Origin of the sequence: Bacillus sp. YP1, from assembly GCF_000877815.1 — a bacterium.
GTDB lineage: Bacteria > Bacillota > Bacilli > Bacillales > Bacillaceae > Bacillus > Bacillus subtilis.
In genome coordinates this window covers 653,045-678,747 of record NZ_CP010014.1, presented here as the reverse complement: position 1 = coordinate 678,747, position 25,703 = coordinate 653,045, and the positions used below count along the sequence as shown (strand labels likewise).

The following is a 25,703-nucleotide window of genomic DNA, read 5'->3' as shown; positions in this document are numbered from 1 at the left end:
ATTTTGGTCTTTTTCTAGAAAAATAGCTTGAATATTTGTATCGATCCCTGTATATTACTTAATTGTTTAGCAAATAAACTAACCGGGAATTTTAAGGATTAGCCCATTTGCTATGTCACACAATTTACTATAGAAAGGAATGCACGCACAAACCAATGAAACTTGGTGCCCGCATTTTCAAAACCGGGATTGCGATTACACTTGCTCTTTATTTGGCTTCGTGGATCGGGCTTCCCGCGCCGATTTTCGCTGGAATTGCAGCGATATTTGCGATCCAGCCGTCGATTTACCGCTCTTTTCTCATTATTATTGACCAGGTTCAAGCAAATATCATCGGAGCTGTGATTGCCACAGTGTTCGGCCTTATTTTCGGACCCAGCCCGATTATGATCGGGTTAACAGCAGTTATTGTCATTACAATCATGCTGAAACTTAAAATTGAACATACAATTTCAATTGCTCTTGTAACAGTCATTGCGATATTAGAATCTGCCGGTGACGACTTTTTAATGTTCGCGCTGATCAGAACAAGCACAGTCATCTTAGGGGTGCTTTCTTCCTTTATCGTCAACCTTGTGTTTTTGCCTCCTAAGTACGAAACAAAACTGATTCATAATACCGTCGAAAACACCGAAGAAATTATGAAGTGGATCAGATTGTCCATGCGGCAGTCGACAGAGCATTCGATTTTGAAAGAGGATATTGAAAAACTGAAAGAAAAAATGATCAAGCTTGATCAGACATATCTTCTATATAAAGAAGAAAGAAGTTACTTTAAGAAAACGACTTATGTGAAATCAAGAAAGCTTGTCCTGTTCAGACAGGCCATTATTACTGCAAATCGGGCGCTTGATACATTGAAGAAGCTGCATCGTCTGGAAAACGAGATCTATCATATGCCGGAAGAGTTTCAGGAAACATTGACTGAAGAACTTGATTACCTGCTTTACTGGCACGAACGGATTTTGATGAGGTTTGTCGGAAAAATCAAGCCGCATGATGACGCGGTTGAAGAAGGCATCCGGTATAAGCAGCTTTTAACAAAGTCATTTTTAAAAAATCAGCAGAATACGGATGAGGAGCTTATTGATTACAACATGCTCAATATTATGGCAAGCGCCGTGGAATATCGCGAGCAGCTTGAACATTTAGAAACACTTATCACAAGTTTTCAAACGTATCATCCGAAAGACTGCGAAATAGAAACAGAAGAGTAACCCGGTTAAACAGCCGGGTTTTTTTATATACAAAAAAATCTTATATCCTTCGTTAAAAGGATATAAGATTGGTTTTAGTTCAAATTTTGAATGGTAAATAAGTGCTTGTATTGGCTCTCATAGTCCATGAGTTCATCATGGGTTCCGATTTCAATGATTGTCCCGTTTTCCATGACAACAATCTTATCCGCATGGGTGATTGTCGATAAACGGTGGGCGACAACAAAAGTTGTTCTATCCTTCGCCAGTTTGTCCATCGCTTCTTGAATGTAATGCTCACTTTCCAAATCCAGAGCTGATGTAGCTTCATCTAAAATGAGGAGCGGCGGATTTTTCAGGAATACCCGCGCAATTGAGATCCGCTGCTTTTGTCCGCCTGAAAGCTTAACGCCTCGTTCCCCCACCCGGGTCTCATATCCTTCTGGAAAACTCATGATAAATTCATGGGCATTTGCAGCTTTGGCGGCTTCGATTATCTCTTCAAGTGTGGCATCAGGCTTGCCGATCGCGATATTTTCCCGAATCGTTTCACTAAATAAAAAGGTATCCTGAAGCACCATACCAACCTGGTTGCGAAGGCTTCTTGCTTCATAATCGCGAATATCCGTCCCATCAATCAGCAGTCTGCCGCTTGTTACATCATAAAATCTTGGGATCAGGCTGACGAGCGTTGATTTTCCTCCTCCGCTCATGCCGACGAGAGCTACAGTTTCTCCTCTATTTACTTTTAAGGATACATCATGAAGAATATTTTCTTTGTCCTTCTCATATTGAAACGAAACGTTTTGAAACTCCACTCCTCCGCGAATCTGATCGGCCTTTATCGCATTTGGTTTGTCAGTGAGTTCGTAGGGCTCGTCAATAAATTCAAATACCCTGTCCATTGATGCGATTGACTGTGTCAAAGTTGTAGAGGAATTGATCAGCCTTCTAACAGGGTTGTACATTCTGTCAATATATCCGACAAACGCGACCATTGTTCCGACTGTCAGCGGTCCATTAATGACAAAATACCCGGCGCACGCTATGACGATGAGCGGCGCCAAATCTGTAATGGTATTAACGACCGCAAAGGTTTTGGCGTTCCAATTCGTGTGTCGGATGGCTTTATCTAAGAAATGACCGTTTTTCTCATTAAATTGAGCCTGTTCATGATCTTCTATCGCAAAGCTTCTGATGACAGGCATGCCTTGAATGCGTTCGTGCAAATGCCCCTGCACTTGAGCAAGAGCCTGTGAGCGCTCCCTTGTCAGCTTTCGTAAACGGCCGTAAAAATACTTCACTGATATTCCGTATAATGGGAATAAAACGATAGAGATCAGCGTTAATTTAATGTCCAGTGTGAGCATGATAGAGATTACAATCAAAATCGTCAGCATATCGAGCCATATATTCATCAGCCCTGTGATGACGAAATCCTTTGTTTGTTCTACATCATTAATCACTCGGGAAATGACTTCCCCTGTTCTTGTATTCGCGTAAAAACGCAGGCTCAGTTTTTGTATATGGTCAAACAGCTTAGCTCTTATATCATAAAGCACCTTGCTGGCAGTCCACTGGGCAAAATATTGCCGGTAATATTCAACAGGCGGGCGCAAAATTAAAAATAAGGCGAACATGATCGCCATAATCGTGAACAATGACGTTGTTTTGTCACTAGCCGTGCCGCCTCCTTGAATAATGTCGTCAACTACGTACTTCAGAAGCAATGGGAGAGCAAGCGGAATGGAGAATTTTACGATCCCGATTAACACTGTAACGAAAATTTGCTTCTTATAAGGTTTGACGAATTGCATGTAGCGTTTCATAACCCCCACGTTGATTCCCCCTCTCTCTTTATCATGATGTGTGTGAGCCCATGTGAAAAACCTGTTGTACCCCGCAACAGGTTTTTACGTAACCATTATTTTGTGTAGCGCAAATACCGTTCATACCACATATCGACAAACTCGGGTGCAAACGGTCCCTGACGCTGGTGAATCCAATGGAGCAGCGTATTTAAGTAGTCTCTTAAAATACTGTCGATTTCTTTTGGATAATTCATGGCTTTCCGATGATCATCATATTCGTCTTCATCGAGAATATTGTAGGTCATGTCAGGAAAAACCTTAACATCTAAGTCATAATCAATATATTTAATTGCTTCGCCATCATAGGCAAACGGAGAACTGATGTTGCAATAATAATGAACCCCGTCTTCCCTCAGCATCCCGATGACATTAAACCATTGTCTTGCGTGAAAATAACAGATTGCGGGCTCTCTGGTTATCCATGTCCGGCCGTCTGATTCGGTTACCATCGTCCGGTCATTGGCTCCGATGACACACATTTCTGTACTTTTTAAGATTGTTGTCTCATTCCAAATTCTATGAATCAGCCCGTTGTGCTTATAGCTGTGAATTTGAATGGTTTCTCCTTCCTTGGGATAGCCCATATTTCTCCCCTACTTTCTATAAAGCCCTACAGTTAGTATGTCCAAATTTGCTTACCGACAACGTCTTTTACCTATTATAACGTTACAAATTGAAAAATGAAAATAAAAGAGCCATTCCGGCCGGGGAATGGCACATTCCTGCACTACACAAAGGAAGACGGCTTTTCTGAGCTGCGATATGAACGAATGACCTGCTCTGTCTGCTTTTGAAACATATCCTGTATATCGGCAAGGTGTTTCCGTTTTACCGCAATTTCAGCCTGAATCCCACGCAGCTTTGCATCCCTTTCCAAATGCCGGAGTTCCGCCTCAATTTGTTTGCAGCGGTCGAGCTCTGATTGGAGATCGAGAAGCTTATCCATCGTTTTCATCTGTTCACTTACCAGCTTTTCAAATTCCGTCATCGGTTCCTCCTTCAGCCTGATGAAAGTATAAACATTTCCTCCTTTAATCATTTCGATCTCCATAAAGCAAACCCTTTGACTCATTCTGTAGACCTTCCACAAGTTTTGTCGTTTTTCAAACAGAAAAAAGCACTTCCACCCGAAGATGAAGTGCTTTTTTCTGTTTCAGTGATTAGCTGTTTTGTTGTTTGTTTTGTTCAGCAGATTGGTTTTGCTGTCTTACCTGCTGTACGTCAGTTTCACTAGCGAATTCAGTGCCGAATTGACCTTGTTGGCCAGCTGATTGCTGGTTTTGTTTTCTGACTTGCTGAGCGTTTGTTTCGCTAGCAAATTCAGTGCCAAATTGACCTTGACCAGCAGCTGATTGTTGGTTTTGTTTTCTAACTTGTTGAGCGTTTGTTTTGCTGAAGTTATTTGAGTTAGCCATTGTTATCACCTCCACGGTCATTAGAATGTGCAGGTGATCGTATAGCTATTCCTCTTTTTTAAAAATTTTTAAACGAGCAGTGAGCGTCCGCCGTCAACGATAATTGTCTGTCCGCGGATCATGTCAGCCTTGGAAGACACTAGAAACTCCACAGTATCAACCATGTCTTTAATTTCGACCATGCGTCCCGCCGGCGTATTTTGGCGCGCATCCTCAAGCAGATCTTCTCTATTCGGGAAGTGCTTCAGCGCATCTGTGTCGATCGCTCCGCCTGAAACAGCATTGACGATAATTTGTTTTGGTGAAAGCTCAACGGCAAGATAACGGGTTAAAGCCTCTAACGCTGCTTTTGATACACCGACCGTGGTGTAGTTTTCAAGATAGCGGATAGAGCCTAATGAACTGATGCTGACAATATGTCCGCCACCGTTCTTCTCCATTAGCTTGGCAGCTTCCTGAGCGCAGAAAAGCAATGCTTTCGCATTAATGTTCATCGTCCAGTCCCAGTGTGTTTCTTCTAATTCCATGACAGGTCTTAGTACTCCTGATGCGGCATTATTTACAAAAACATCAAGTCTGCCGAACGTTTCATCAATTTGCTGAAACATTTCTTTGATTTTTGCAGGCTGTCCTACGTTTGCTTTTACGACAAGAACTTTAACGCCAAGCTTTTCGATTTCTTCCGCTGTTTCTAATGCTGCTTTTTTGCTGCGTGCATAGTTAATGACGATGTTATAGCCGTTCTCAGCAAGTCTGATCGCGGCCGCTTTTCCGACACCGCGGCTGCTTCCTGTTACGAGTGCACATTTATTTTGTTCCATTTTTCCTCATCTCCTTGTAGCGTATAGTTCTTTTATTTCCACAAACAATAATGGCAAGAACTTTAAAGGGGGTCTTCTGTTATGTATGTCGGACGTGATATGAGCGAATTGAACATGGTTTCCAAAAAAGATTGGAAGAACAGTGAACTCGCTTATTTTCATCATGCCTTTCAGCAAATTATGCCTTATTTGAACGAAGAAGGCCAATCAAAATACCGGGAATTAACGCAAGAAATTGAAGCGCGCGGCGGAATGAAGCGCAATGAAGCGGACTACAGCCACGGCACGCGCGTCTCTTACGATTAAGAATGGTTTACGGAGCAGCCGAGATGGCGGCTGCTTCTACTGCCATCTTCCAGATTTTTTGATGTGACACCGGGAACGCAAATTGTTCGAGCTCTTCTTTCGTTACTTTTTTCAGCTCGCTGGTATCCGACACTTGTTTTACTTTACCGAAAAACACTGAAATATTCCATACCAGGTGGGTGAAAACATGCTCGACTACACCTTGCAGATCACTGATATCAGCTTGTATGCCATATTCGTTTTCTAAGAAAGCAATGAGCTGTTCACGCTCAGTTTTGATCCCTTTTTGTGTTTCAAGATTAGGGAATTCCCACAGGTTGGCGAGCAAACCTTTAGACGGCCGTTTGTGGATATACACTTGTCCGTCTTCATCAGTCAGTACGATCGCGGCCATGGTTTTGATCCCGGGCTTTTTCTTTTTGCTTTTTACCGGAAGCTCCCGTTCAGTGCCTTCTTCAAATGCTGAGCAATGCTGCTGAACCGGGCATAGCAGGCATGAGGGTGATTTTGGCGTACAGATCAAGGCTCCAAGCTCCATCAAGCCCTGATTAAATTCAGATGGTTTTTCTTTGGAAATAAAAGCTCGTATGGCGTCTTCAAAGATCGTTCTTGTTTTTGGTTTGGCAATATCATCCCAAATAGAAAGAATTCTGGACATGACACGCATCACATTTCCGTCAACTGCGGGAATGGGTTTATTGTAGGCAATGCTGAGCACCGCTCCCTTTGTATAAGGGCCGACGCCTTTTAACCCGCCAAAATCTTTCTCGTCTGGAGGGACAATGCCGCCGTATTCCTGTTTCACTTCTTTTACCGCGCTTTGCAGGTTTCTAACTCGCGAATAATAGCCGAGCCCTTCCCATGCTTTGAGCACCTTTTCTTCATCAGCATCAGCGAGCGCTTCCACTGTCGGGAATTGTTCCACAAACCGGAGAAAGTAAGGAATCACTGTCTCTACTCTCGTTTGCTGCAGCATCACTTCAGATACCCACACCTTATATGGATCTTGGTCCTCTCTCCACGGCAGAACGCGCTGCTCTCGTTCAAACCATGAGATTAAATCATCGCGAAATTGCTGTATGTCTTTTTGTTTTAATTTGTCTTCAAGTACGTTCATATGTGTTTCTCCCCAGTCTTTCGCGCCCCGCTTTTCTTTAGACTGTTTTTTGTTGTACACTAAGGGCACAGTACGATAATATGTTACATTAAATAGTAATAAAGAAAAAGCGGAAACATATGAGAACGATTGAATCAGTTTAAAAATTGGGTATATGAAAATGGGGAATTTCTTACAAAGTGAATGTGCAGGATCATCCTGCAAGGAGGTCACCTATGGATACGGGCACACATGTCGTTATGGGCATCGCACTGGGCGGTATTGCGACGCTTGATCCTGTTGTCGGATCAGATCCGGCAATGGCTCACGCTGTTATGATCGCAACGCTTGCGGGCTCTCAGGCTCCGGATATTGATACTGTGTTAAAGCTTAAAAACAATGCTGTTTATATAAGGAATCACAGAGGATTTACCCATTCAATTCCCGCCGTTTTGTTTTGGTCTGTCATCATCCCGGCGATTCTGTATTTATTTTATCCTCAGGCTGATTTTCTGCACCTGTGGCTGTGGACACTGCTGGCAGTCGTTCTGCATGTCTTTGTTGATATATTCAACGCCTATGGAACACAAGCCATTCGTCCGTTTTCGAAAAAATGGGTAGCGCTCGGGCTGATTAATACGTTTGATCCGTTTATTTTTATCAGCCATCTGGCAGCTATCGCGATTTGGTATGCAGGCGGCAGTCCCGGCATCACGTTTCTCAGCTTATATATCATATTGGCAGGCTACTACTTGGTGCGCCTGATCATGCAGCTGAGAATTAAACGGAAGCTTCATGAGATGATTCATGATGAGATCGAAAGCATTATTATTTCTCCAACGATGAAATTCAGGCAATGGCGAATCGCAGTGACGACAGCACATGCTTTCTATGTAGGAAGAAGCATGGAAGGACATGTCGTGATTCTGGATACATTTAATCGGGTGCCTGTTCCTGAAACCGATGTAATGCATGCGGCAAAGCAGGATGATAACATCGCGGCGTTTCTGTCCTTTTCTCCGGTATACCGGTGGGAAGTGGATACGTTTAAAGATCATTATGAGGTGAGATTTATCGACCTGCGTTATCGGAGCAAAGGCCATTATCCGTTTGTCGCAATTGTTCATATCGGCCATGATCTCACGATTCGTTCGTCCTATACGGGATGGATATTCAGCGAAGAAAAACTTCAGAAAAAATTAAAGCTCGGCTCTATATAGAGCCGGGCTTTTTACGTCTTATATAGAAAACAGCAAGCAGCAGACTGACGAGAGATATGATCGCCGATATTTTGAAGTATGGCGGATAGTAAGTCAGCTCAATGTGATTGTCTCCCTTTTGCGCCTTGAAGCCTATAAAAGCATAATCCGCTTTTTCGATCTTCTGTGTTTTTCCGTTGATCTTCAGCTCCCAGCCTTTTTCATATGGGATCGGAAGCATGATGTACTGATCTTTTGACAGATGATAGGCAAAGGTCAGTCGATTTTTGTTCCAATTCAGTTTGTCTGCTTTCTCTGTTTTATTTTGCATTACAGCGTTTTTCAGCGTTTGGTAATTTTCTTCATAGAGCGCTATGTTTCTCAGCTCATAGGTTCCTTTCGGAAGATTGATTGAGATATGGCCTGATTTAGGCACTCTTACCGTTATATTATTTACTCCGGTTTTATATATCGATTTGTTCGATTTCCTTGTTGTGACATAATCATTTACCTTTAACGCAAATCCTCTGTCTTTTGCTTTGCTTTTCAAATAAAAGCTGACATAGTAGTCTCCCGGAGCGGATGATGGCTGTTTCGGGGTGATGATCAGCTCTCCTCCGTTTTCTCCAGTTACGGTTAGCAGCCCGTTTTGATACTGGGCTTGTTTTGCGGTAATGTCCGACTTGGTGATCAAATTGGACGGTTTTGGTGTCTGCTCCGTTTTTCCTGATGGATCTTTTAATATGATTCCTTTCAGCATCGCCTGTTCTTTCGCAAGAGCGGGCAATCGGTCCAGCTCACTTTCGCTGTATATGGCATCCGCTGTTTTGACGAATGGAAGCATGTACTGATTCTCATAAACTGCATAATGCTCTGTTTCTAAATGCTTTTTGAAGCCGTACGGGACGCTGGCTTCGTTTGTTTTTTCGGTCATATAATATTTGCCGTAAAGCAGGCTGTATAAATTCGCCCTGTCTCCCAATGACGCGTAACGGCTGACGCTTTCCCTGCCCATATCGATGCTTAAATCATTCCAATAGAAGGCCAGCAGATCTTTGTTTAAAATGCTGGAATACGCGCTGAAGCCATTAAATCCGTAAATGATTGGCGTATTATTGCGGACCCCGTTCATCCAGTCGATTCTCATGAGCGGATCATCGTCTTCCTTCTGTAAACGTCTGATGAGCTCAGATGATTCCCGCCCTCTGTATTCCTCACTTGTAAGATATTCTTTTGTCACACTGTCCAAATCGCCGCCTTCTGAGAGCGCGTATTTTTGATAGGAGTTGGCGACAAACAGCGAAGAAAGAATGATTATACCGTACACAGCCATTTTTGCCCGTTTTTTCGCAAAAGCTGCAGCAAACAAGGCTGCGATTGTCATGAGTAAGAGCAATAGAATACTTTCATTCGCAGGCTTCCATATATCGAGCTTATACCTTTGGATATGATACAAGTAAAGAAGCAGGACGATAGCTGCGGCCGGGAGCAGTTCTTTCCGTTTCAATTCAGACAGCTGTGACAAACCAGCCGCAGCTGCTCCTGCAATGGTAAAGGCCAGAACATATTCAAACCGGTTTTGCGGGGCGGAAAAACCGTTAAAGACGCTTGCCGCATACGGACTGAAATGAAACAGAATAAACAGCAGGCTCAACCCGGCAAAGAGACGAAACACACGGTTTTTGTAAAAAGAAATCATAAACAAAAACAGCAGAAAAGCGGCCGGCACAATGATGATCCGGCTCGAAAATAAGATATTATCATCGAAATTGAGCCACTCTATTTTCTGGCTGTATGGAGGGCGCAGGTTGTTTAAAAAACCGTATACTACCGGCACAAACGCCGCCGCACTGATGCCAAAAGAAATGAAGCCTGAAACGAGAAATAATCTGATTTGAATCCATCTTTTCTCTTCATGTGGTTCCAAACGGATCAGCCATCTGAACAGCACATAGATTCCGATGAATATAAGGTTTATGTATGCAAAGTAAAAGTTATTGATTAACGTCAGCGAACACGCAACGATAAACCACGCCGGACGCCGCTCTCTAATAATTTTTTCTGCGCCGAAAACAAGCAGCGGAAGCCAAACCATTGTATCGGTGAAAAATTCCCAATACGCTTCGTGACGGAAATAAATAATTGAGACGCCGTATAACACAGCTCCCGTGAACGATGCCGCCCTGTGCTTGAGAAGATAATGAAAAACAGAAGCGGACGTAAAGATGATCAAGCTCAATTTGAAAATACTGATAAAAACAGCTGACTCTGCCCAAAAAAGCGTATCCGCTTCTCCGATCAGCTGGACGGCTTGAAGCAGCCAAACAGCGGCAGACACAGCAAGAAAAAGAAAAGACGCAGAAAAATAATAGCCGAGCTGACTGAATGTGCCGCCGCCAAGTCCGAATGAATAATTGTAGAAAAAATTCCCGTGTGTATATTGGTCAAATAATAATTTTTTAAATACGATCATTTGCGCAAGCCCGTCACCCGGACCTGTCATATACCTGCCTTCCGCCCATTCTTTCACAAAAAAAGCGTGTGCCAGAACGGACACCAGCAAACTGGCCGCATAGATCATGATATGTTTTCTTTTCATATAAATTCTCCAGTCTTGCTTTTAAGATAATAGACACGCAAAAAAAGCACTGCCAATGGCGCTTGGTATTTTCAGTGCATTTTTGTCAGACGCCGCATGCTTTTTAATTCGTTCGTTTCAGGCAGGTCTTTGTTCGGGATATTCGCTTCTTTGATCAAATAATGCGGGCGTTTTTTTGTTTCATAATAGATTCGGCCGATATATTCACCTATTATTCCAAGACTTAACAGCTGTACTCCGCCGAGAAATAACACTGCTGAGATAATGGTGAAATACCCAGGCACAGAAATACCGTTAGTCAGAATTTTAACGAATGTGGCAATGATATAAATGATGGAAAGCAGCAGGATGAAAATGCCTGTATAAAAACATAATCTCAGCGGCTTATGATTAAATGAAACGACGCCGTCCATTCCGTAGTTAAACAGACTGCTGAACGACCATTTGGAGGTGCCGTTTTTTCGTTCGACATTTTCATAAAATACAATTTTCTGATCAAAGCCAATCCAGCAAAAAAGGCCTTTTGAGAAGCGATTTCCTTCGCTCAGCTTCAAAAGTGCATTCACAGCTTGGCGGCTTAACAATCTGAAGTCACCGACACCGTCACGCAAATCGACTTCCACCGCTTTATTAATGAACTTGTAATACATAGATGATAAGAGTGAGCGGACAAAGCTGTCCCCTTTTCTGTTCCTTTGGGCAATGACTTGGTCATACCCTTCTTCGTAGCCTTTGATAAATTCTTTCAGCAAATATGTCGGATGCTGCAGATCGGCATCCATTACAATAACCGCCTCGCCCTGAACATGTTCAAAGCCCGCCAAAATTGCGGCTTCTTTTCCAAAGTTTCGAGAAAAAGATATATATTTTACCCGGCTGCACGTCGCTGCCAAGTCTTTGATCTGCTGAAGCGTGTCATCAACACTTCCGTCGTTTATGAAGAATATTTCATAGTCATAATGAATGTTTTTAAATTCCTTTTTTAAAGATTCATGAATGAGTTTGACATTATACCCTTCATTGTAAGACGGGATAATAATCGAGATTAATCCTTGCTTCATTAAGGCACCTTCTTTTTATTATTCTTTTTAAGTATTGCCTTAGGGGAGTTTTACACAAATCTTCAGTAAGGCTATTCCTTTTTTTAAAGTCGTTTAAACCTGTTTTTTGTTACAATTTTATGGTGACATGCATGATTTTTAATGTTATTTTGTCATGTTTAAAACAGACTATGAAAAAAACGCACAGAAAAAGTCTGCCATTATGACAGACGGATGGAGAGAAATTTTAGCTTATTGGTTCTTAAGATATTCCAAAATCAGCTGATTGACGATGGCTGGCTTTTCGTGGTTAATCCAATGGGAAGCTTCATCAACAAAGATGAGATGTCCATTCGGGCAATGCCTTTCCGTCTCTTTAGCAAGCTTTCTGCTCAAAAAGCGGTCTTCCATTCCCCAGATCATTCGGTAAGGTACTGTTTCGTAAGAGGGTTTCTCTGCCAAGCTTCCTTTTCTGAGGGCTCTGTACCAGTTCAGCATAGCTGTCAGCGCGCCCGGCTGTTTCCACGCTTCTTTGTACCTGCTGACATCCTCGGATGTAAAAAGCGCGGGACGGTCGGATAATCCAATCGCTTTGTCTAATGTTTCATAATCATTTTCCCTTAGTGATGCCTCCGGTATATCGGGGAGCTGGAAGTATGCGATATACGAGCTTTTCAGCCATTGCGGCGGATAAAGCGGCGTTACGGTTTTCATGACGTGCGGGTGCGGGATATTGATCGCGATCAGTTTTTCAAGATATTCCGGGCGTGTGGAAGCCAAATGCCATGCGACAGCCCCTCCCCAGTCATGACCGATGACAATTGCTTTTTCATCAGTGAATTGCGTAATAAGCCCGATGATATCATCTCTTAATGTATCAATCCGATATGAATCAATTCCTTCCGGTTTGTCACTGAGATTGTAGCCCCGCTGATCAGGAGCAATGACCCGGTAACCCGCATCAACAAGCGGTTTGATTTGATTTTTCCAGCCGTACCAAAACTCAGGAAATCCATGGAGCAGGACAATTAACGGGCCGTCTTCCGGTCCTGCGGCTGCAACGTGGAGCGTGATTCCGTTCGTATTGACAAACTGGCATTTAACTCCGTCCACTTCTATCTCCTCCTTGACTGTGCGTCATGATTTTCAGCCTTTTCTCCGTTAGCATAAATGTTATGACACAGGCGGCAATCAGCAGGATAAGCTGAAGAATAAACAAGTTTGATCCCAGCAGCAAACCCATTCCCGCAATCACCAAGCCTGACAGGATCATTAATGATGCACTGTAACGGTTCGCTTCATTCCATAATCTTTGATCTGACATTGAGCGTCTCGTTCTGTATCCGTACACACTGTTGATCGATTTGGGAGGAAACAGTTTGATCAGTATGCCCGCAATGATCATAAGCCCTCCGCCGACTAAACCCGTCATATCATCATCTCCTTTCTCATTGTTACGTGCAGAAAGGAGAAATGTTTCATGCATAGGCAAAAAGACAAGCCTCGGCCTGCCTTTTTATCGCATTTGTAAATCCTTTGTGTGAATATAGCCTTTAACTCCGCCATAATCCACGAACGCCCAAGTGAAGTCAAATCCGCCGTTTTCACTGAATCCCCACCCAAGTATTGTCACCTCTGTTCCAGATGAGAGCTGTTTAGCTTTTCCATTTTCGGGCGTCGGTGCATAGAAGGCTGTCTGTTTCATTGTTTTCGCTTGGCTTGCGGTTTTCATTAAAAAGTGGGTTGAAATATACGCTTTTTTTCCTTTGAAATGAATTTGAGCCCAATCGGCATTTACAAATCCATAGACTTTTACTTTTTGTTCTGATGATACAGTGCCGAGAATGTCACCTTTATGATTTGGCTCAGTCCGGACATTCAGCTTTCCTGTTTTTATGATGTAAGAATCGGATGATGGCATGCTGACAGATATGTCGTGAAGGGGCGCAGCTTTTGCTGCGGGAGCGGAATGAAGTGCTGTCAAACCCAGTCCTGCGGCAGCTGTTAAAGCGAGCATTACTTGTTTCTTTTTCATATAAAGCTCCTCCTCGCATTTTGACAAGATATAAGTGGTATTCCCTGATTGACAGGCTGGTGAAACATGTTTTGTTTATGATTTCTTCCTGTTAAGGTAATTTTAAGAAAATGAAAAAACCTGCCGGTCGTTAACGGCAGGTTTTTAATGCAAAAGGCCTCTGCTTTGATTTAAGTAATCATTCACGTCGTTACGGGAGCTTTGAAAAAGGTGGAGCTGGCCGCCATAGTTTTCAATCCATTGTGTGACGATTTTTTCAGTCATTTTTTCACCTTGATAGGCGTGTCCGGCTTTTGCATAGGTTGCTTCGAAATCGCTCCATAACAATTCCACCCACGTTTTTGCCTGTATATAGCTGATCATCTCGTTCTTTTCCAGAAGCAGATTAGTCAGTTTCTCAATGTACATATTCATGTGTGCAGTCTCCTTTCTTCAGGAAAAAAATAACGCTTTATTACGTAGTGTTCTCCATATACTAACCTTACGTCTTCATCTGGAAAGACGCAACTTTTTGATCTCGAATCTAGGGGGATATGACATGGTCCGAAATAAAGAAAAAGGATTTCCTTACGAAAACGAAAACAAATTTCAGGGTGAACCGAGAGCAAAGGACGATTATGCTTCAAAGCGTGCTGACGGATCTATCAATCAGCATCCTCAAGAAAGAATGAGAGCCTCAGGCAAACGGTAAAGAAGAACAGCTGCATACACTGCAGCTGTTTTTACCCTTTATTGACTTGATATTCGTAGACGCTCTTCTTTTCTGATAAGTGTGCGAAGGTAGAAAGCACAAGTCCGCATGCAGTCATAAGCGCACCTCCTGCAAACAGCCAGGAATAAGAGCCTGTTCCGTTTAAAATCATTCCGCCGATCCATGCACCAAGGGCATTGGCAAGGTTAAATGCTGATACGCTGACAGCTGCGGCAATGGTTGTGCCGCCCTCAGATGAGGAAATGACCTTTGTTTGCAGAAGAGGCGGCGTGCCGAATGCGCATGCCCCGAATAGGAACGTTGCCACAATGGCTGCAGCCGGGTAAATGGCGATGTAAGGAAATACAGCCAGAACACCGATTAAACCGATCATTACGCCGATCATCGTCCGAGTCAGCAAAGGCAGCGGTACCTTTCCAGCAAAGAAATTCCCGGCAACGCCTCCCAATCCATACGCAAAGAGAGCACCTGTAATGCCAACCGTGCTGAATCCGGCTGAATGCCTTAAAATGGGTTCGATAAAGGTGTAGGCGATAAAGACACCGGAATAGCCTAAAATGGTAATCGCGAAGGAAAACAGCACTTGTTTGTGTTTAAAAACACCCCACTCATTCATAAGCATTGGGATCACTTTTGGTTTTCTGTTCGGCACGGCAGCCATAAGGCCTAAAAATCCGATGACACCAAGTGCCGTAATGATGGAAAACACCGCTCTCCAATTCAGGACATCTCCGAGATAAGAGCCGAATGGAACACCAAGCATTAGAGCCACTGTCAGTCCGCCGTTCATTGAAGCAGCAGCTGCAGCACGCTTTTCCGGCGGAACCATTTCACTTGCGAATACCATGGCAATCGCGAAGAAAGCGCCGTGAATGGACGCAGATAAAATTCTTGAAATGGCCAATACCGCAAAATTCGGCGCCAGTGCGCTCATCAGGTTGGAAAGGATAAATATCGCCATCAGCCCAAGAAGCACAGGCTTTCTCGGAAGCTTGACGGAAATGATGGTGACGAGCGGCCCTGTCAAACAAACGCTTGCCGCATAAGCCGTGACAAGAAGCCCTGCGGATGAAACCTGTATATGAAAGTCATTGGCAATCGACGTCAAAATACCCATCACCGCGTATTCTGTATAGCCGATTGAAAATGTACAAATCATAAGAACAAATATAATAAATTTTACAGATGGGTTTTTGATACTCAACGTCATCGCCTCCTTTGATTTTAAAAAACAACGAGTTTCATCTTAAAAGATTTTTCAAGTGAATTCAATGATTTTTTCTTTAAGAATTCGTGTAAATGTGCTGCAAACAAAAAGAGGCTGATCATCAGCCTCCTGTTACGCTTTATTCTTTTTCTTGCAATACTGAGATTGGCAGCGCTTCCTCTTGCTGAGGGGAAGAGGTCCTGTATCCCCATGCGAAAACGCCATTTAAATAACTGATGGTAAACTCGTCCTCAGTGTTTTCCACACGATATGTTTCTCCCGGTGAGTAATCTTCCGGGTTCAGCAAATATGCTTTTGCCATCGTAATTTTCCGTTCGAGCACTGCCAGTTCGTTTATGATTCCATGCTGTTCGGCTTTTCTTGCTTTTTCAGAAAGTAATGCGATTTCGGTATTGAGTTCGTGAGGTGTCATTTGACTGTATCGTTTCTCCATTTCAGTACTCCTCTTCCTGCAGTAATTGCTCGATTAAATCGAGTGAGAATCCTTTGCGGAATAAAAATTGTTTGACCTTCATGGCGCTTTCATATGAGCCGTCATAGCGGTATTTTCTAAACGCTTTTTCCGCGTGAAGGCGCAGCGCTTCTTTCTCTGTGTCTTCATCATTTTCATATTCAATCTGATCCATCGCCGCGCTGATAACATCAAATGAGAAGCCCTTGCGCTGAAGCTGCAGCTGGGCGCGCTGTTTGAATTCTTTCGTCGAAAGCTTTTTATCTTTTTTGAGAAGCTTTTCAACATGCTTGACCGCTTCTCTTGTCTGATCTTCAAAGGAAAAGGAACTTAGCGCCTCCTTAATTGTATCGTCATCAATTCCCTTCGCTCTTAGCTCTCTGAACAAAACATCAGGGCCTTTTCCGTTTGTTTTTTTGTGAGTGCTGACATAGGCTGCGGCAAATTCCTGGTCGTTTAAGTACTTGTAATCGTTAAGCCTATGGATGACTTCCGCAATGACGGGGGGCGAGGTTTCTTTTTTCTTTAAGTGGTCCTCGACCTCTTTCGTCGACCGCATTCGATAGGATAAAAAGTCAAGCGCACGGTTGAAGCCTTTCTTCACTTCATCGCCGTATTGAATCTCAATGATGTCAAGATCATCGAGTTCTTTTCCCTTCTTGAGCTCAAATTTCACGAGCACATCCGCGTCCACACTGAAGGCGTATTTATCATCCAGAAAAATATTGAAGCGTTCCGTATTCTTTTTTTGCGTTGATATTTTTGTAATAAACGGCATCTTAATCTCCCTTCTCAGGCCTGAAACGCGTTTTCTTTTATTACAATGAGGTAAAGTATATTTATTAGAACGATGAGGAGAGATGTTCATGAATATCGCAATGACGGGCGGAACCGGTTTTCTCGGCCAGCATCTGACAGGCGTTCTTACCCGCCAGGGACACCATGTTTATATTTTATCAAGAAACGCAAGGGAAACTGAACAAAAAAATATGACATATGTCCAATGGCTGACGGAAGGAGCCGCCCCGGAGCAGGAACTTCCTCATATTGATGTCTGGATAAACCTTGCGGGAAAATCGATTTTTGGCCGCTGGACAAATAAAACAAAGCAGCACATTCTCTCCAGCCGTATCAATGCGACGCGTGAAGTGCAGCGGCTTATTCAGAAACAGAAGGAGAAGCCGAAGACATTGATCCAAGCCAGTGCCGTGGGCATTTACGGCACAAGCCTTGAGAAAACTTTCACAGAGGATTCTGCAACGTCAGATGAGGATTTTCTCAGTCATACTGCACACCTGTGGGAAAAGGAAGGACAGCATATTGAAGCGATGGGTATCCGGACAGTTTATGCGAGATTTGGCGTGATGCTTGGAGAAAAAGGCGCTTTACCGCTTATGGTTCTCCCCTATAAGTTTCTGGCCGGCGGAACGATTGGAACGGGAAGGCAGTGGCTGTCATGGATTCATGTCGAGGATGCGGCCCAGATGATCCGATATGCGGTGGAAAACGCCGGCATCTCAGGCCCAATGAATGTCACCGCACCCAATCCTGTGGACATAAAGCAATTCGGAAAAGCGATTGCACGGGTGAAGCACCGCCCGCACTGGCTCCCCGTCCCGGAATTCTTTTTATCAAAAGCATTGGGTGAAATGAGTCTTTTGATTGTGAAAGGACAGCGCGCTCTTCCTAAAAAAGCGATAACCTCTGGATTTCGTTTTACATATTCGGATCTTGAATTTGCACTCTCACAGCTGATAGCGGACCGAAAGACTGTATAAAAACAGCAGGAAGCGTCAACCTTAAGAATAACATGGTTGAAGGAGGTCCTTTATATGGAAAAAAAGAGGGAGAAGCACCAGCAAGGCGCCAACCTGAAAAAAATGCAGGAAGTTCTTTATTCAGGCGAATTTAAAAAAGCGGAAAAAGCTGCTAAGCGAAAGTAGGAATACATAGCTCCTTAAAACCAAATACTATCTTTGTTTGATATCACTTTTTAGGGGGAATTTGATATGGGCAGAAATCATATCCACAAAAACCGTGATAAAAACAAACAAAAGCTTCCACAAGTTCCCGATGCATTAAAAAGGGAAACTGACGGCGTTTACGAAGAATATTCAACCGAGCTTGCTGATACAGATGACCGCGAAGCGCAAGAGCGTGCGAAAGCAGCCGACAACAGAGCGAAAAAGAAATCTCGTTAATGAAAAACCCCTTGTCTCCGTTTGAGACAAGGGGTTTTTTACATTTCAGTGAACCGGTCGCGGATCGGTGTGCGTTTTTTCACTTCCGGCGCCTCGTCAGGATAACCTGTTTGTATGATGGCGGCGAAACGCTCATTATCCTGCAAACCAAAGGCCTGATGGACTTCTTTGTCATAAAGGATTTTTCCGCTTTTCCAAACCATGCCGATTCCTTTTTCCCAAGCAAGAAGCTGAAGATTTTGAATCAACGAGCTTGTTGCCGCAAAATCGTCGTCCCGCGCTCTTTCGTTTTCATCTTCCTGAAACACGACGAGGAGAAATCCCGGAACGCGCCCAAGTGTGTTTTTGAAATTTTGAAGCTTTTCCTCTGTCATATCCGGCTTGGATTTCTTAGAGAACGCTGCAAATGTATTGATGAGGTTCGCTTTACCTGACTCACTGGAAACGTAAATAAATCTCCATGGTTCTGTCACTCTGTGATTTGGCGCATATTTTGCCGTTTCAAGCATGTCAAGAATGACTGCTGAAGGTACTGGCTCTTGTTTAAACTTTCGAATCGATCTTCTGCTGCGTATGATGTCCCGCAGTACTGAATGCTGATGTATTTGTTCGGTTTGAGGCATACCGTCTCACCTTCCTATGCAATTGAAAATGATTATCATTTCATAATGATAACGGAAAGTGCATCTTTTTGTAAACAATCATCCGTATTAGATTTTAAGAATACGGGTTTCTGAGTAAACGGCTGTTCCTGTCATGTTCACTTTCACATGGCCGCCGGCTTCGTTCATTTCGATCTCCACTTTTCCGTCTTTTCCAATTTCCTGCCCTTGTTCAATGATAAATTTATGCTGCTCGGCATTGCCATAATGTTTCATATAAGCCCCCATCACGCCGGATGCTGTGCCGGTCACGGGGTCTTCAATCGTTCCCGAATACGGGGATGAAAAGTGGCGTCCGTGCAGGTCGCTGTCGGGATGAACGGTTTCAAAGGTAAACGGATGGACTGAAGCTTTTGGCAGATCAATTAGCACTTCCGGAAATTGTTTGTTATCTGGCACCATTTTTTTGGAAGCCTCCAATGATTTAAGCGGAACGATGGCTGTCCATATGCCAGTGCTGCCAAACACAATCGGAAGGTCTTCATGAAAATCCTCTTCGGTGATACCCAGTGCGTCCGCAAGTTTTCTCCGATCGCCTGTAAATGGTTTGAATTGCGGAGAGGCCTGTTCAAGCGTGATATGAATACGGCCATCTTTTTCAGAAATCTTCACAGGCAGGATACCCGCTTTCGTTTGGATGCTGTACGTTTTACCGCTCTCCAGCATTCCTTTCTCACATAATGCGTAAAGAGACGCAACTGTCGCATGACCGCACAAATTCATTTCGTGTCCAGGTGTAAAGTAACGGAGTTCAAGATCGGCCGACTCGCTTTTTCGGATAAAGGAGGTTTCTGAATACCCGGCACGCTCAGCTATGATCTGCATCTCGTCTTCCGTATAATCGTCTCCCTGCAAAACGACGCCTGCGGGGTTTCCTTTGCCGGGACTGCTTGTAAATGCTTCATATTTTAATACCTCTGCTTCTTTCATTCATCTGCCGCCCTTTCTTTATCAATGTCTCTGTCAGTATAGCAAAAATAATTACGAATCTTCAGTCATTATCAAAAAAACCCATTTTCTTTTTTAAGAAAATGGGTGTAACGATTAAGAATTTCTTGTTTTATAGAGCAAATAAATAAAATAAGGTGCGCCGATAGCCGCTGTAAAGACGCCGGCCGGCACTTCCACCGGAGCAAATAAGGTTCTGCCGACGATATCAGCTGTTAAAACGAGCAGAGCTCCAATAAGTGCCGACGCTGGGAGCAGCGCGCCATAAGATGAGCCGACAAGCCGTCTTGCAATATGGGGCGCCATCAGCCCGACAAAACCGATTGTGCCAGCAACTGAAACTGCACAACCAGTAAGTGCCGTACTCAAAAGTAGCAAGAAAAAACGATTTCGCTGCACAGCGCTTCCTGCACCCGCCGCAATATCTTCACCCAGCACCTGTATATTCATATTTTTTAGCGCGACAAAACAAATGAATAAGAGAATGACAGATAAGATAATAGCTATTTTTACATGCTGCCAGTTTGACCCATAAACTGACCCAGTGATATATACATTGGCTTGTGATGCCCGGTAAATCGGGCCTTTGATCATCAACAGGGTAGTCATCGCCTGCGCCGACATTGAAAATCCGATTCCGATAAGCACCAGCCGAAATGTGGAGGCGCCATTTTTGTATGCCAGTAAATAGACGATGAGCCCGACAGCCGATGCGCCGATAAATGCGGCTGCTGGAAGCCATGACAGACTGATCGTAAGTGAACTGCTGCGGTCTGAGAAGAACATCATTAAAAGCACGACCGCTACCGCCGCTCCTCCTGTTATTCCGATAATATCCGGAGATGCGAGAGGGTTTCTGACGAGCCCCTGCAATATCGCGCCTGCCGCTGCCAAGCAGACACCGGCGCATAAAGCCGTCAAAATTCTTGGCATGCGGAACGACATGATCATCAGTTCATCCAGCTTGGAACCTGCACCAAAGAATGTTTTTGCTACATCCCAGGGAGGAATAAACCTTTGTCCGAGACCTGCGCTTATGATGAGTACAGCAGCTGTTAACCCTAGTAAAATTAAAAAGACGATCCATGCTTTCTTTTCAGCCGCAGTAACGCCAAAACGAAGTTTCATAGCTTCGCCCCCCTTCTTGCGATGTACACAAACACAGGCATTCCGATGATGGCGGTCATGACCCCGACAGGAACTTCCTGAGGCATAATGATATATCGCGCACCGATATCCGCGCAAACAAGCAAAATGGCACCCAAAACAGCGGAAAATGGCAGAACCCAGCGATAATCATTACCAACGACAAAGCGGGCAAAATGCGGAATAATGATGCCGATAAAAGAAATCGGCCCGGCAATGGCGACAGCGGACCCTGCAAGCATGACAACACAAAGCGCCATCACAAATTTCAGCAGGCCTGTTTTTTGGCCGAGTCCTTTTGCCACATCTTCTCCCATAACGAGGAGATTAATTTTTTGGCCGAGAAAGAAGCAGATTACCAGCGCTGCCGCTGCATATGGAAACATCGTCATCAACAGATCCAGACTCCGGCCCTGCACAGAGCCAGTCAGCCAAAAAAGCACCTGGGCAAGCTCGAGTTCGTTGACAGACAGCAAGCCCTGTGTCAGAGAAGAAAACATGGCTGCCATGGCAGCTCCCGCCAGCGTCAGTTTGATTGGCGTCAGCCCTTCCCTCCCAAGCGAGCCTGCTGCATAGACGATCGCGGCGGTAAATGCTGCCCCCAGAAACGAGCTCCATACTAATGCCTGAGGTGACTGAATATGCAGAAAAAACGATCCGGCAACAATAAAAAAACCTGCACCGGCGTTAATCCCGAAAATCCCCGGTGACGCAAGCGGATTTTTTGTGAGCGCCTGCATGAGAGCGCCTGCGGCTGCAAGCGAGGCGCCGACGACTGTCGCAACCAAAGCGCGCGGAAGCCTGACATCCTTGATGATGACATGCTCATTTGTTCCGTTGAAGGAAGTAAATGCCTGATAGACCTGTCTCCATGACGTACCTGTATAGCCGTACACGACGCTTGCGCAGACAGCCGCCAGTAAAATGAAAATCAGACATACTAACACAATCCATTTTGAAGATGCCTTTTTGCAGATCATGATCTAATTCTCCTAGTTATTTACTATGTAATGTTTGTTTTTGAGAATAATCCTCAATTAGGGATTGACACTCTTAACACTGCTTATTATGATCTAAATGATAATGAATTTCAATATCGGGAGGAAAAAGATGAAAAAGCATATCAGCATGCTATTCGTATTTTTAATGGCCGTTATGGTACTTTCTGCCTGTAATAGTTCAGAAAGTTCAAGCAACAGCGAGGGGTCAAGCAGTAAAACAAGAACGGTCAAACATGCAATGGGGACATCAGACAACATCCCCGCCAATCCAAAACGGATTGTTGTTTTAACTAATGAAGGAACAGAGGCGCTCTTAGCGCTTGGCATTAAGCCGGTCGGAGCCGTAAAGTCATGGAAGGGCGACCCGTGGTATGACTATCTGAAAGATGACATGAAAGGTGTTAAAAACGTCGGTCTTGAAACGGAACCGAATGTGGAAGCCATCGCAGAATTAAAGCCTGATTTGATTATTGGAAACAAAGTGCGCCAGGAAAAAATTTATGATCAGTTAAATGCGATTGCGCCGACTGTTTTTGCTGAATCTTTGGCCGGGAACTGGAAGGATAACCTGACTCTATACGCCAACGCGGTGAATAAGGCGGACAAAGGCAAGGAAGTCATTGCCGATTTTGATAAACGTGTTTCTGATTTAAAAAACAAGCTGGGCGACCAGACAAACAAAACCGTTTCAGTCGTACGCTTTTTATCCGGTGAATCAAGAATCTATTATACCGATTCATTCTCAGGGATTATTTTAGACCAGCTTGGCTTCAAACGCCCTGAAAAACAAGTAGAACTGTTCAAGAAACAAAAGGACCAATTTACGTTCTCAACTGACAGTAAAGAATCTATTCCTGATATGGATGCTGATGTGCTGTTTTATTTCACTTATAAAGCCGATAATGCAAAGGAAAATGAAAAATGGGCCAATCAGTGGACAAGCAGTTCACTATGGAAAAACCTAAAGGCCGTGAAATCAGGTAATGCGCATGAAGTCGATGACGTCGTATGGACAACCGCAGGCGGAATTAAAGCCGCAAACTACCTGCTTGATGATATTGAAACCTACTTCTTAAAAACGAAATAAAAAAAAGACTCCGTCTTATTAGACGGAGTCTTTTTTGCTTTTGCCAATCAGACGTGTAACGAGGAACATGGTGACAGAAAGAGATCTGTTTTTCCGATACGCTAAGTATTTCCCTCGCCACTCCGGTTTGTATTTTTCTTTAAAGGCTCTTAGGCCGCTGAAGCTGTACATGTATCTGACATTATTAAAAATGACAGCGGCAAACCTTTCGGACCAGAAGGATGTAAAGGCAGTGCCGACATTAGCCAAGGGTGCCATCCCCATATTAAATGACGTGCAGCCCTCTTCCTTTGCCCATAAAAACATACGGATAAACAATGCGTCCATAATGCCATTTGGAGCGTCGCCGCGATAGCGCATTAGGTCAACCGATATCTCTCCCTCCTGGTACATCGGCATGACATTTGCGAATGCAACGATCTCTCCCTCTGCATTTTTCATATAGGCGATCGGCGCTTTCTGTAAATAGGAAGGATCAAAAAATCCGAGCGAGAATCCCTTCTCCTTTTTCGAGCCGAGCCATTCGTCTGAGATTTGCTTCAGCTCCTCCAAAAACGCATCAGAAAATGGGGGATGATCCACATGGAAAGTATACTCCTCCCGCTCAAAGCGGTTATTGATTGCCCGAAGGCCGGCTTTTTTCTTCCCAGTCAAGGTGAATGTATTTAAATCTACATATGCTTCCTCGCCAAGTTTAAAGAAGTTGTAGCCAAAATCGTGATACAGCGCCATGTCCTCTCGTTCAATTTGATAGAACAAAACACTGAATCCCTTCTGATGCGCTTCGTTTAGAAATTCTTCCAGCACGAGCGGGAATGATTCTCTTTGGCCAGATGGATCGCCGAGCACGACCAGCCTTCTGGCGATTTTCCCAAATAGAAGCAGTGCATTCCCATCGCTGGAAAAATAAAACCGCTTATCTCCAAGAAAACCAAGATGGCTCAGCGCGTTGCCGCCTTTTTCATTAAGAAACGCAGCAAGACGCTCAGGGTCAGCTTGCTCTCCGATCGGTTTCGTTCTCTTATGATAGACCACTGTAAATATAAAGAAGAACAGCGGCACAATGATGATCGCCATGATGGTTGCATGTGTAATATGCGAGGTGCTGTGGACGAAATATTCGTGACGCAGCACCTTCTTCATCCGGTCCCAAATAAAGCCCGCGATCAGATTGTAGTTAAAGAGCGCCACAGTAAACAGCGCCACAGCGAATATCAATTGTCCCAGTGTATAGGATGCCTGTTCGCGGACAAATTGTTTTTTCAATAGCACAAGCAATACGATAATCATCGGCAGTACGAATATCGCGCTGATGTTAAGCCCTTTTAAAAAGCTGAACACAAAGCCGCCGACAAGCGCTGTAATGGCCATCGTATAGGAACGTTTTGTCCGTTTATAAAGCTCGATCGGCAAAATTAGCAGAATGAGTGCTGAGCTTAAGGACAGGCCGTTGAACAGCAAAAGCGCCGGGCGCGGAATGTGCGGTATAACCGTCAGCCGGTCAATCGGCAAGGAAACTGAGGCCAGGACAATCAGACCTGCTACGAACACAATAAGGGAAAGCGAGCCTTGCAAAATTCTCACTAATACCGCACGCTGAACAACAAGCAGAACGTTTGTCGTCTCAATTGCCGGTGCGATGCGCGGGTTCGTTTCGAGCCGCTTCATTGTATTTTCCGTCAGGTCGCCGGCGGCAAAGAACAGCCCCAAGATAAATGGGATAAATGAGTAGGCGAGCCTGTACAACACAATAGAAGTAACGATGGCCTCCTGATGATAGCCAAGCTGCTCCATCCCCAGCAAAAATAAAAGGTCAAACGAGCCGAAGCCGCCCGGCACGAGGCTGATCATTCCTCCGATCGCCGCAATGACGAACACCCCGAACACATACCTGATATCTGCATGAATGCCCATAGCGAACAAAGCAAAATAGATGACGATCCCGGCCATGAGCCATTCAACAACTGAAGCTCCAATATATGCGAAAATCGGATTTTTCACTTTATCCGCATTCTCTTCGTCCCCAGCTTTGCGGTCTTTTATTTTGGACACCGCCAAAGACAGCGGCAATATCAGCGCAAAACCGATAACGACCGCCCATAGCCAAGGCTTTTCATGAATCACTTCATCCACTGGCAGCACTCTCGCAGCGACGAAAATGCTGAAAACAGATAATCCGAGCAGCATAGATGATGTGAGCCAGGCGATTCCTTTCACGAGTGCCTTATGGTCTTTCGTATGCTCCTTATATAACATCATTCTTAACCCGACGCCGGCTAAACCGCCGAAGCCCAGCACATTATTAAATGAATTGGCGATCCAGGAAACCCTGAATACTTTTCCGTTTGTGATCGATAGGCGCAGTGAGTATTTCAGGACGTAATCATACAGCGACATGGCCGCAACAGCCAGCAAGCCGATCAACACAAGCATGAATAAGTCCGTTCGTTCCAGTCCGTTGATGACCATGAGCGTACGTTTGAAAGACAGATTTGTCAGTTCTTTTTTCGATTGATAAATAACAAATAGCAAAACAGCAATAGGAAAAACGATTTTTAATATTGATAAAGCATTCTTTTTAATCAGCAATGGTCTCTCCAATCATATTCTAGTTCGATCCTCTCCCCCAATAATCTCCAACTCATTATACACTACCGTTATTTTTCGGACAAAGTCCCGCATGCGGTTT

Annotated in this window: 28 protein-coding genes; 8 read left to right on the top strand and 20 right to left on the bottom strand. The window is 44.1% G+C overall.

Annotated elements, in window-relative coordinates:
• Positions 1–155 precede the first annotated feature (155 nt).
• On the top strand, positions 156–1,217 hold the full coding sequence (locus tag QF06_RS03185) for an aromatic acid exporter family protein (protein ID WP_003233537.1): 1,062 nt from the start codon (positions 156–158) through the stop codon (positions 1,215–1,217).
• Positions 1,218–1,291: 74 nt separating this feature from the next.
• Here QF06_RS03185 and QF06_RS03180 read toward each other — a convergent pair whose 3' ends face one another.
• From QF06_RS03180 to fabL, 5 genes are all read right to left on the bottom strand, one after another.
• On the bottom strand, positions 1,292–3,034 hold the full coding sequence (locus QF06_RS03180) for an ABC transporter ATP-binding protein (RefSeq protein ID WP_041851146.1): 1,743 nt from the start codon (positions 3,032–3,034) through the stop codon (positions 1,292–1,294).
• Positions 3,035–3,120: 86 nt separating this feature from the next.
• Complete coding sequence (ntdP, locus tag QF06_RS03175) at positions 3,121–3,651, bottom strand: nucleoside tri-diphosphate phosphatase (RefSeq protein ID WP_003223272.1); 531 nt, start codon at positions 3,649–3,651, stop codon at positions 3,121–3,123.
• Positions 3,652–3,794: 143 nt separating this feature from the next.
• A complete protein-coding gene (locus QF06_RS03170) occupies positions 3,795–4,055 on the bottom strand; it encodes a YgaB family protein (RefSeq protein WP_031315502.1) in 261 nt (86 codons plus the stop codon).
• Between the two features lie 172 nt (positions 4,056–4,227).
• Complete coding sequence (gene sspE / locus QF06_RS03165) at positions 4,228–4,482, bottom strand: gamma type acid-soluble spore protein SspE (RefSeq protein ID WP_014476214.1); 255 nt, start codon at positions 4,480–4,482, stop codon at positions 4,228–4,230.
• Positions 4,483–4,550: 68 nt separating this feature from the next.
• The gene (fabL, locus tag QF06_RS03160; RefSeq protein ID WP_003223262.1) at positions 4,551–5,303 is read right to left on the bottom strand and encodes an enoyl-[acyl-carrier-protein] reductase FabL; all 753 of its coding nucleotides are present in this window, start codon (positions 5,301–5,303) and stop codon (positions 4,551–4,553) included.
• A gap of 81 nt (positions 5,304–5,384) precedes the next feature.
• On the opposite strand from fabL, the gene QF06_RS03155 reads away from it, so the two are divergent.
• Positions 5,385–5,609: a hypothetical protein gene (locus tag QF06_RS03155; protein WP_003233542.1), complete on the top strand. Its 225-nt coding sequence runs from the start codon at positions 5,385–5,387 to the stop codon at positions 5,607–5,609.
• A 7-nt stretch (positions 5,610–5,616) separates the two neighbouring features.
• Here QF06_RS03155 and mutY read toward each other — a convergent pair whose 3' ends face one another.
• Complete coding sequence (gene mutY / locus QF06_RS03150; RefSeq protein ID WP_015252513.1) at positions 5,617–6,726, bottom strand: A/G-specific adenine glycosylase; 1,110 nt, start codon at positions 6,724–6,726, stop codon at positions 5,617–5,619.
• Between the two features lie 215 nt (positions 6,727–6,941).
• On the opposite strand from mutY, the gene QF06_RS03145 reads away from it, so the two are divergent.
• Positions 6,942–7,925: a metal-dependent hydrolase gene (locus QF06_RS03145; protein WP_014476212.1), complete on the top strand. Its 984-nt coding sequence runs from the start codon at positions 6,942–6,944 to the stop codon at positions 7,923–7,925.
• Here the strand turns inward: QF06_RS03145 and QF06_RS03140 are convergent.
• The 6 genes from QF06_RS03140 to QF06_RS03115 all read right to left on the bottom strand — a co-directional run bounded on the left by QF06_RS03140 (position 7,918) and on the right by QF06_RS03115 (position 13,992).
• Positions 7,918–10,503: a YfhO family protein gene (locus tag QF06_RS03140; protein ID WP_041851147.1), complete on the bottom strand. Its 2,586-nt coding sequence runs from the start codon at positions 10,501–10,503 to the stop codon at positions 7,918–7,920. The genes QF06_RS03145 and QF06_RS03140 overlap by 8 nt on opposite strands.
• Before the next feature lie 71 nt (positions 10,504–10,574).
• Positions 10,575–11,564: a glycosyltransferase family 2 protein gene (locus QF06_RS03135; protein ID WP_003244113.1), complete on the bottom strand. Its 990-nt coding sequence runs from the start codon at positions 11,562–11,564 to the stop codon at positions 10,575–10,577.
• Between the two features lie 231 nt (positions 11,565–11,795).
• A complete protein-coding gene (gene ephM / locus QF06_RS03130) occupies positions 11,796–12,656 on the bottom strand; it encodes an epoxide hydrolase EphM (protein ID WP_014479220.1) in 861 nt (286 codons plus the stop codon).
• On the bottom strand, positions 12,643–12,975 hold the full coding sequence (spdL, locus tag QF06_RS03125; protein ID WP_003242803.1) for an SdpC immunity protein SpdL: 333 nt from the start codon (positions 12,973–12,975) through the stop codon (positions 12,643–12,645). The genes ephM and spdL overlap by 14 nt, the downstream gene beginning before the upstream one ends.
• Before the next feature lie 84 nt (positions 12,976–13,059).
• On the bottom strand, positions 13,060–13,578 hold the full coding sequence (locus tag QF06_RS03120; RefSeq protein WP_015252515.1) for an SH3 domain-containing protein: 519 nt from the start codon (positions 13,576–13,578) through the stop codon (positions 13,060–13,062).
• Between the two features lie 144 nt (positions 13,579–13,722).
• Complete coding sequence (locus tag QF06_RS03115) at positions 13,723–13,992, bottom strand: YfhJ family protein (protein WP_003243789.1); 270 nt, start codon at positions 13,990–13,992, stop codon at positions 13,723–13,725.
• A gap of 124 nt (positions 13,993–14,116) precedes the next feature.
• On the opposite strand from QF06_RS03115, the gene QF06_RS03110 reads away from it, so the two are divergent.
• Positions 14,117–14,269 carry a small, acid-soluble spore protein K gene (locus QF06_RS03110; protein WP_003223241.1) on the top strand — a complete coding sequence of 51 codons (153 nt, stop codon included), beginning with the start codon at positions 14,117–14,119 and terminating at the stop codon, positions 14,267–14,269.
• Between the two features lie 31 nt (positions 14,270–14,300).
• Here QF06_RS03110 and QF06_RS03105 read toward each other — a convergent pair whose 3' ends face one another.
• The 3 genes from QF06_RS03105 to recX form a co-directional block, all read right to left on the bottom strand.
• Complete coding sequence (locus tag QF06_RS03105) at positions 14,301–15,494, bottom strand: MFS transporter (RefSeq protein WP_003243500.1); 1,194 nt, start codon at positions 15,492–15,494, stop codon at positions 14,301–14,303.
• 142 nt (positions 15,495–15,636) lie between these two features.
• Positions 15,637–15,951 carry a YfhH family protein gene (locus QF06_RS03100; protein ID WP_003244592.1) on the bottom strand — a complete coding sequence of 105 codons (315 nt, stop codon included), beginning with the start codon at positions 15,949–15,951 and terminating at the stop codon, positions 15,637–15,639.
• A gap of 1 nt (position 15,952) precedes the next feature.
• On the bottom strand, positions 15,953–16,747 hold the full coding sequence (recX, locus tag QF06_RS03095) for a recombination regulator RecX (RefSeq protein ID WP_029726844.1): 795 nt from the start codon (positions 16,745–16,747) through the stop codon (positions 15,953–15,955).
• Positions 16,748–16,835: 88 nt separating this feature from the next.
• On the opposite strand from recX, the gene QF06_RS03090 reads away from it, so the two are divergent.
• From QF06_RS03090 to QF06_RS03085, 3 genes are all read left to right on the top strand, one after another.
• Positions 16,836–17,747, top strand: coding sequence for a TIGR01777 family oxidoreductase (locus QF06_RS03090; protein ID WP_041851148.1), 912 nt, complete (start codon positions 16,836–16,838; stop codon positions 17,745–17,747).
• Positions 17,748–17,801: 54 nt separating this feature from the next.
• The gene (locus QF06_RS20910; RefSeq protein WP_003223230.1) at positions 17,802–17,912 is read left to right on the top strand and encodes a YfhE family protein; all 111 of its coding nucleotides are present in this window, start codon (positions 17,802–17,804) and stop codon (positions 17,910–17,912) included.
• A gap of 66 nt (positions 17,913–17,978) precedes the next feature.
• Positions 17,979–18,170, top strand: a complete 192-nt coding sequence (locus QF06_RS03085) for a YfhD family protein (protein WP_041851149.1) — start codon at positions 17,979–17,981, stop codon at positions 18,168–18,170.
• Between the two features lie 38 nt (positions 18,171–18,208).
• On the opposite strand, the gene QF06_RS03080 is transcribed toward QF06_RS03085, so the two are convergent.
• The 4 genes from QF06_RS03080 to QF06_RS03065 all read right to left on the bottom strand — a co-directional run bounded on the left by QF06_RS03080 (position 18,209) and on the right by QF06_RS03065 (position 21,906).
• Positions 18,209–18,793 carry an NAD(P)H nitroreductase gene (locus QF06_RS03080; RefSeq protein WP_015252518.1) on the bottom strand — a complete coding sequence of 195 codons (585 nt, stop codon included), beginning with the start codon at positions 18,791–18,793 and terminating at the stop codon, positions 18,209–18,211.
• 87 nt (positions 18,794–18,880) lie between these two features.
• Positions 18,881–19,762, bottom strand: coding sequence for a PhzF family phenazine biosynthesis isomerase (locus tag QF06_RS03075; protein ID WP_041851150.1), 882 nt, complete (start codon positions 19,760–19,762; stop codon positions 18,881–18,883).
• 114 nt (positions 19,763–19,876) lie between these two features.
• The gene (locus QF06_RS03070) at positions 19,877–20,908 is read right to left on the bottom strand and encodes a FecCD family ABC transporter permease (protein ID WP_003233568.1); all 1,032 of its coding nucleotides are present in this window, start codon (positions 20,906–20,908) and stop codon (positions 19,877–19,879) included.
• Positions 20,905–21,906, bottom strand: a complete 1,002-nt coding sequence (locus tag QF06_RS03065; RefSeq protein ID WP_003233570.1) for a FecCD family ABC transporter permease — start codon at positions 21,904–21,906, stop codon at positions 20,905–20,907. Before QF06_RS03065 ends, QF06_RS03070 begins: the two co-directional genes overlap by 4 nt.
• A 130-nt stretch (positions 21,907–22,036) precedes the next feature.
• On the opposite strand from QF06_RS03065, the gene QF06_RS03060 reads away from it, so the two are divergent.
• Positions 22,037–23,014, top strand: a complete 978-nt coding sequence (locus QF06_RS03060) for an ABC transporter substrate-binding protein (RefSeq protein ID WP_014476203.1) — start codon at positions 22,037–22,039, stop codon at positions 23,012–23,014.
• An 18-nt stretch (positions 23,015–23,032) separates the two neighbouring features.
• On the opposite strand, the gene mprF is transcribed toward QF06_RS03060, so the two are convergent.
• Positions 23,033–25,603, bottom strand: a complete 2,571-nt coding sequence (gene mprF, locus QF06_RS03055) for a bifunctional lysylphosphatidylglycerol flippase/synthetase MprF (protein ID WP_041851151.1) — start codon at positions 25,601–25,603, stop codon at positions 23,033–23,035.
• Positions 25,604–25,703: the final 100 nt, after the last annotated feature.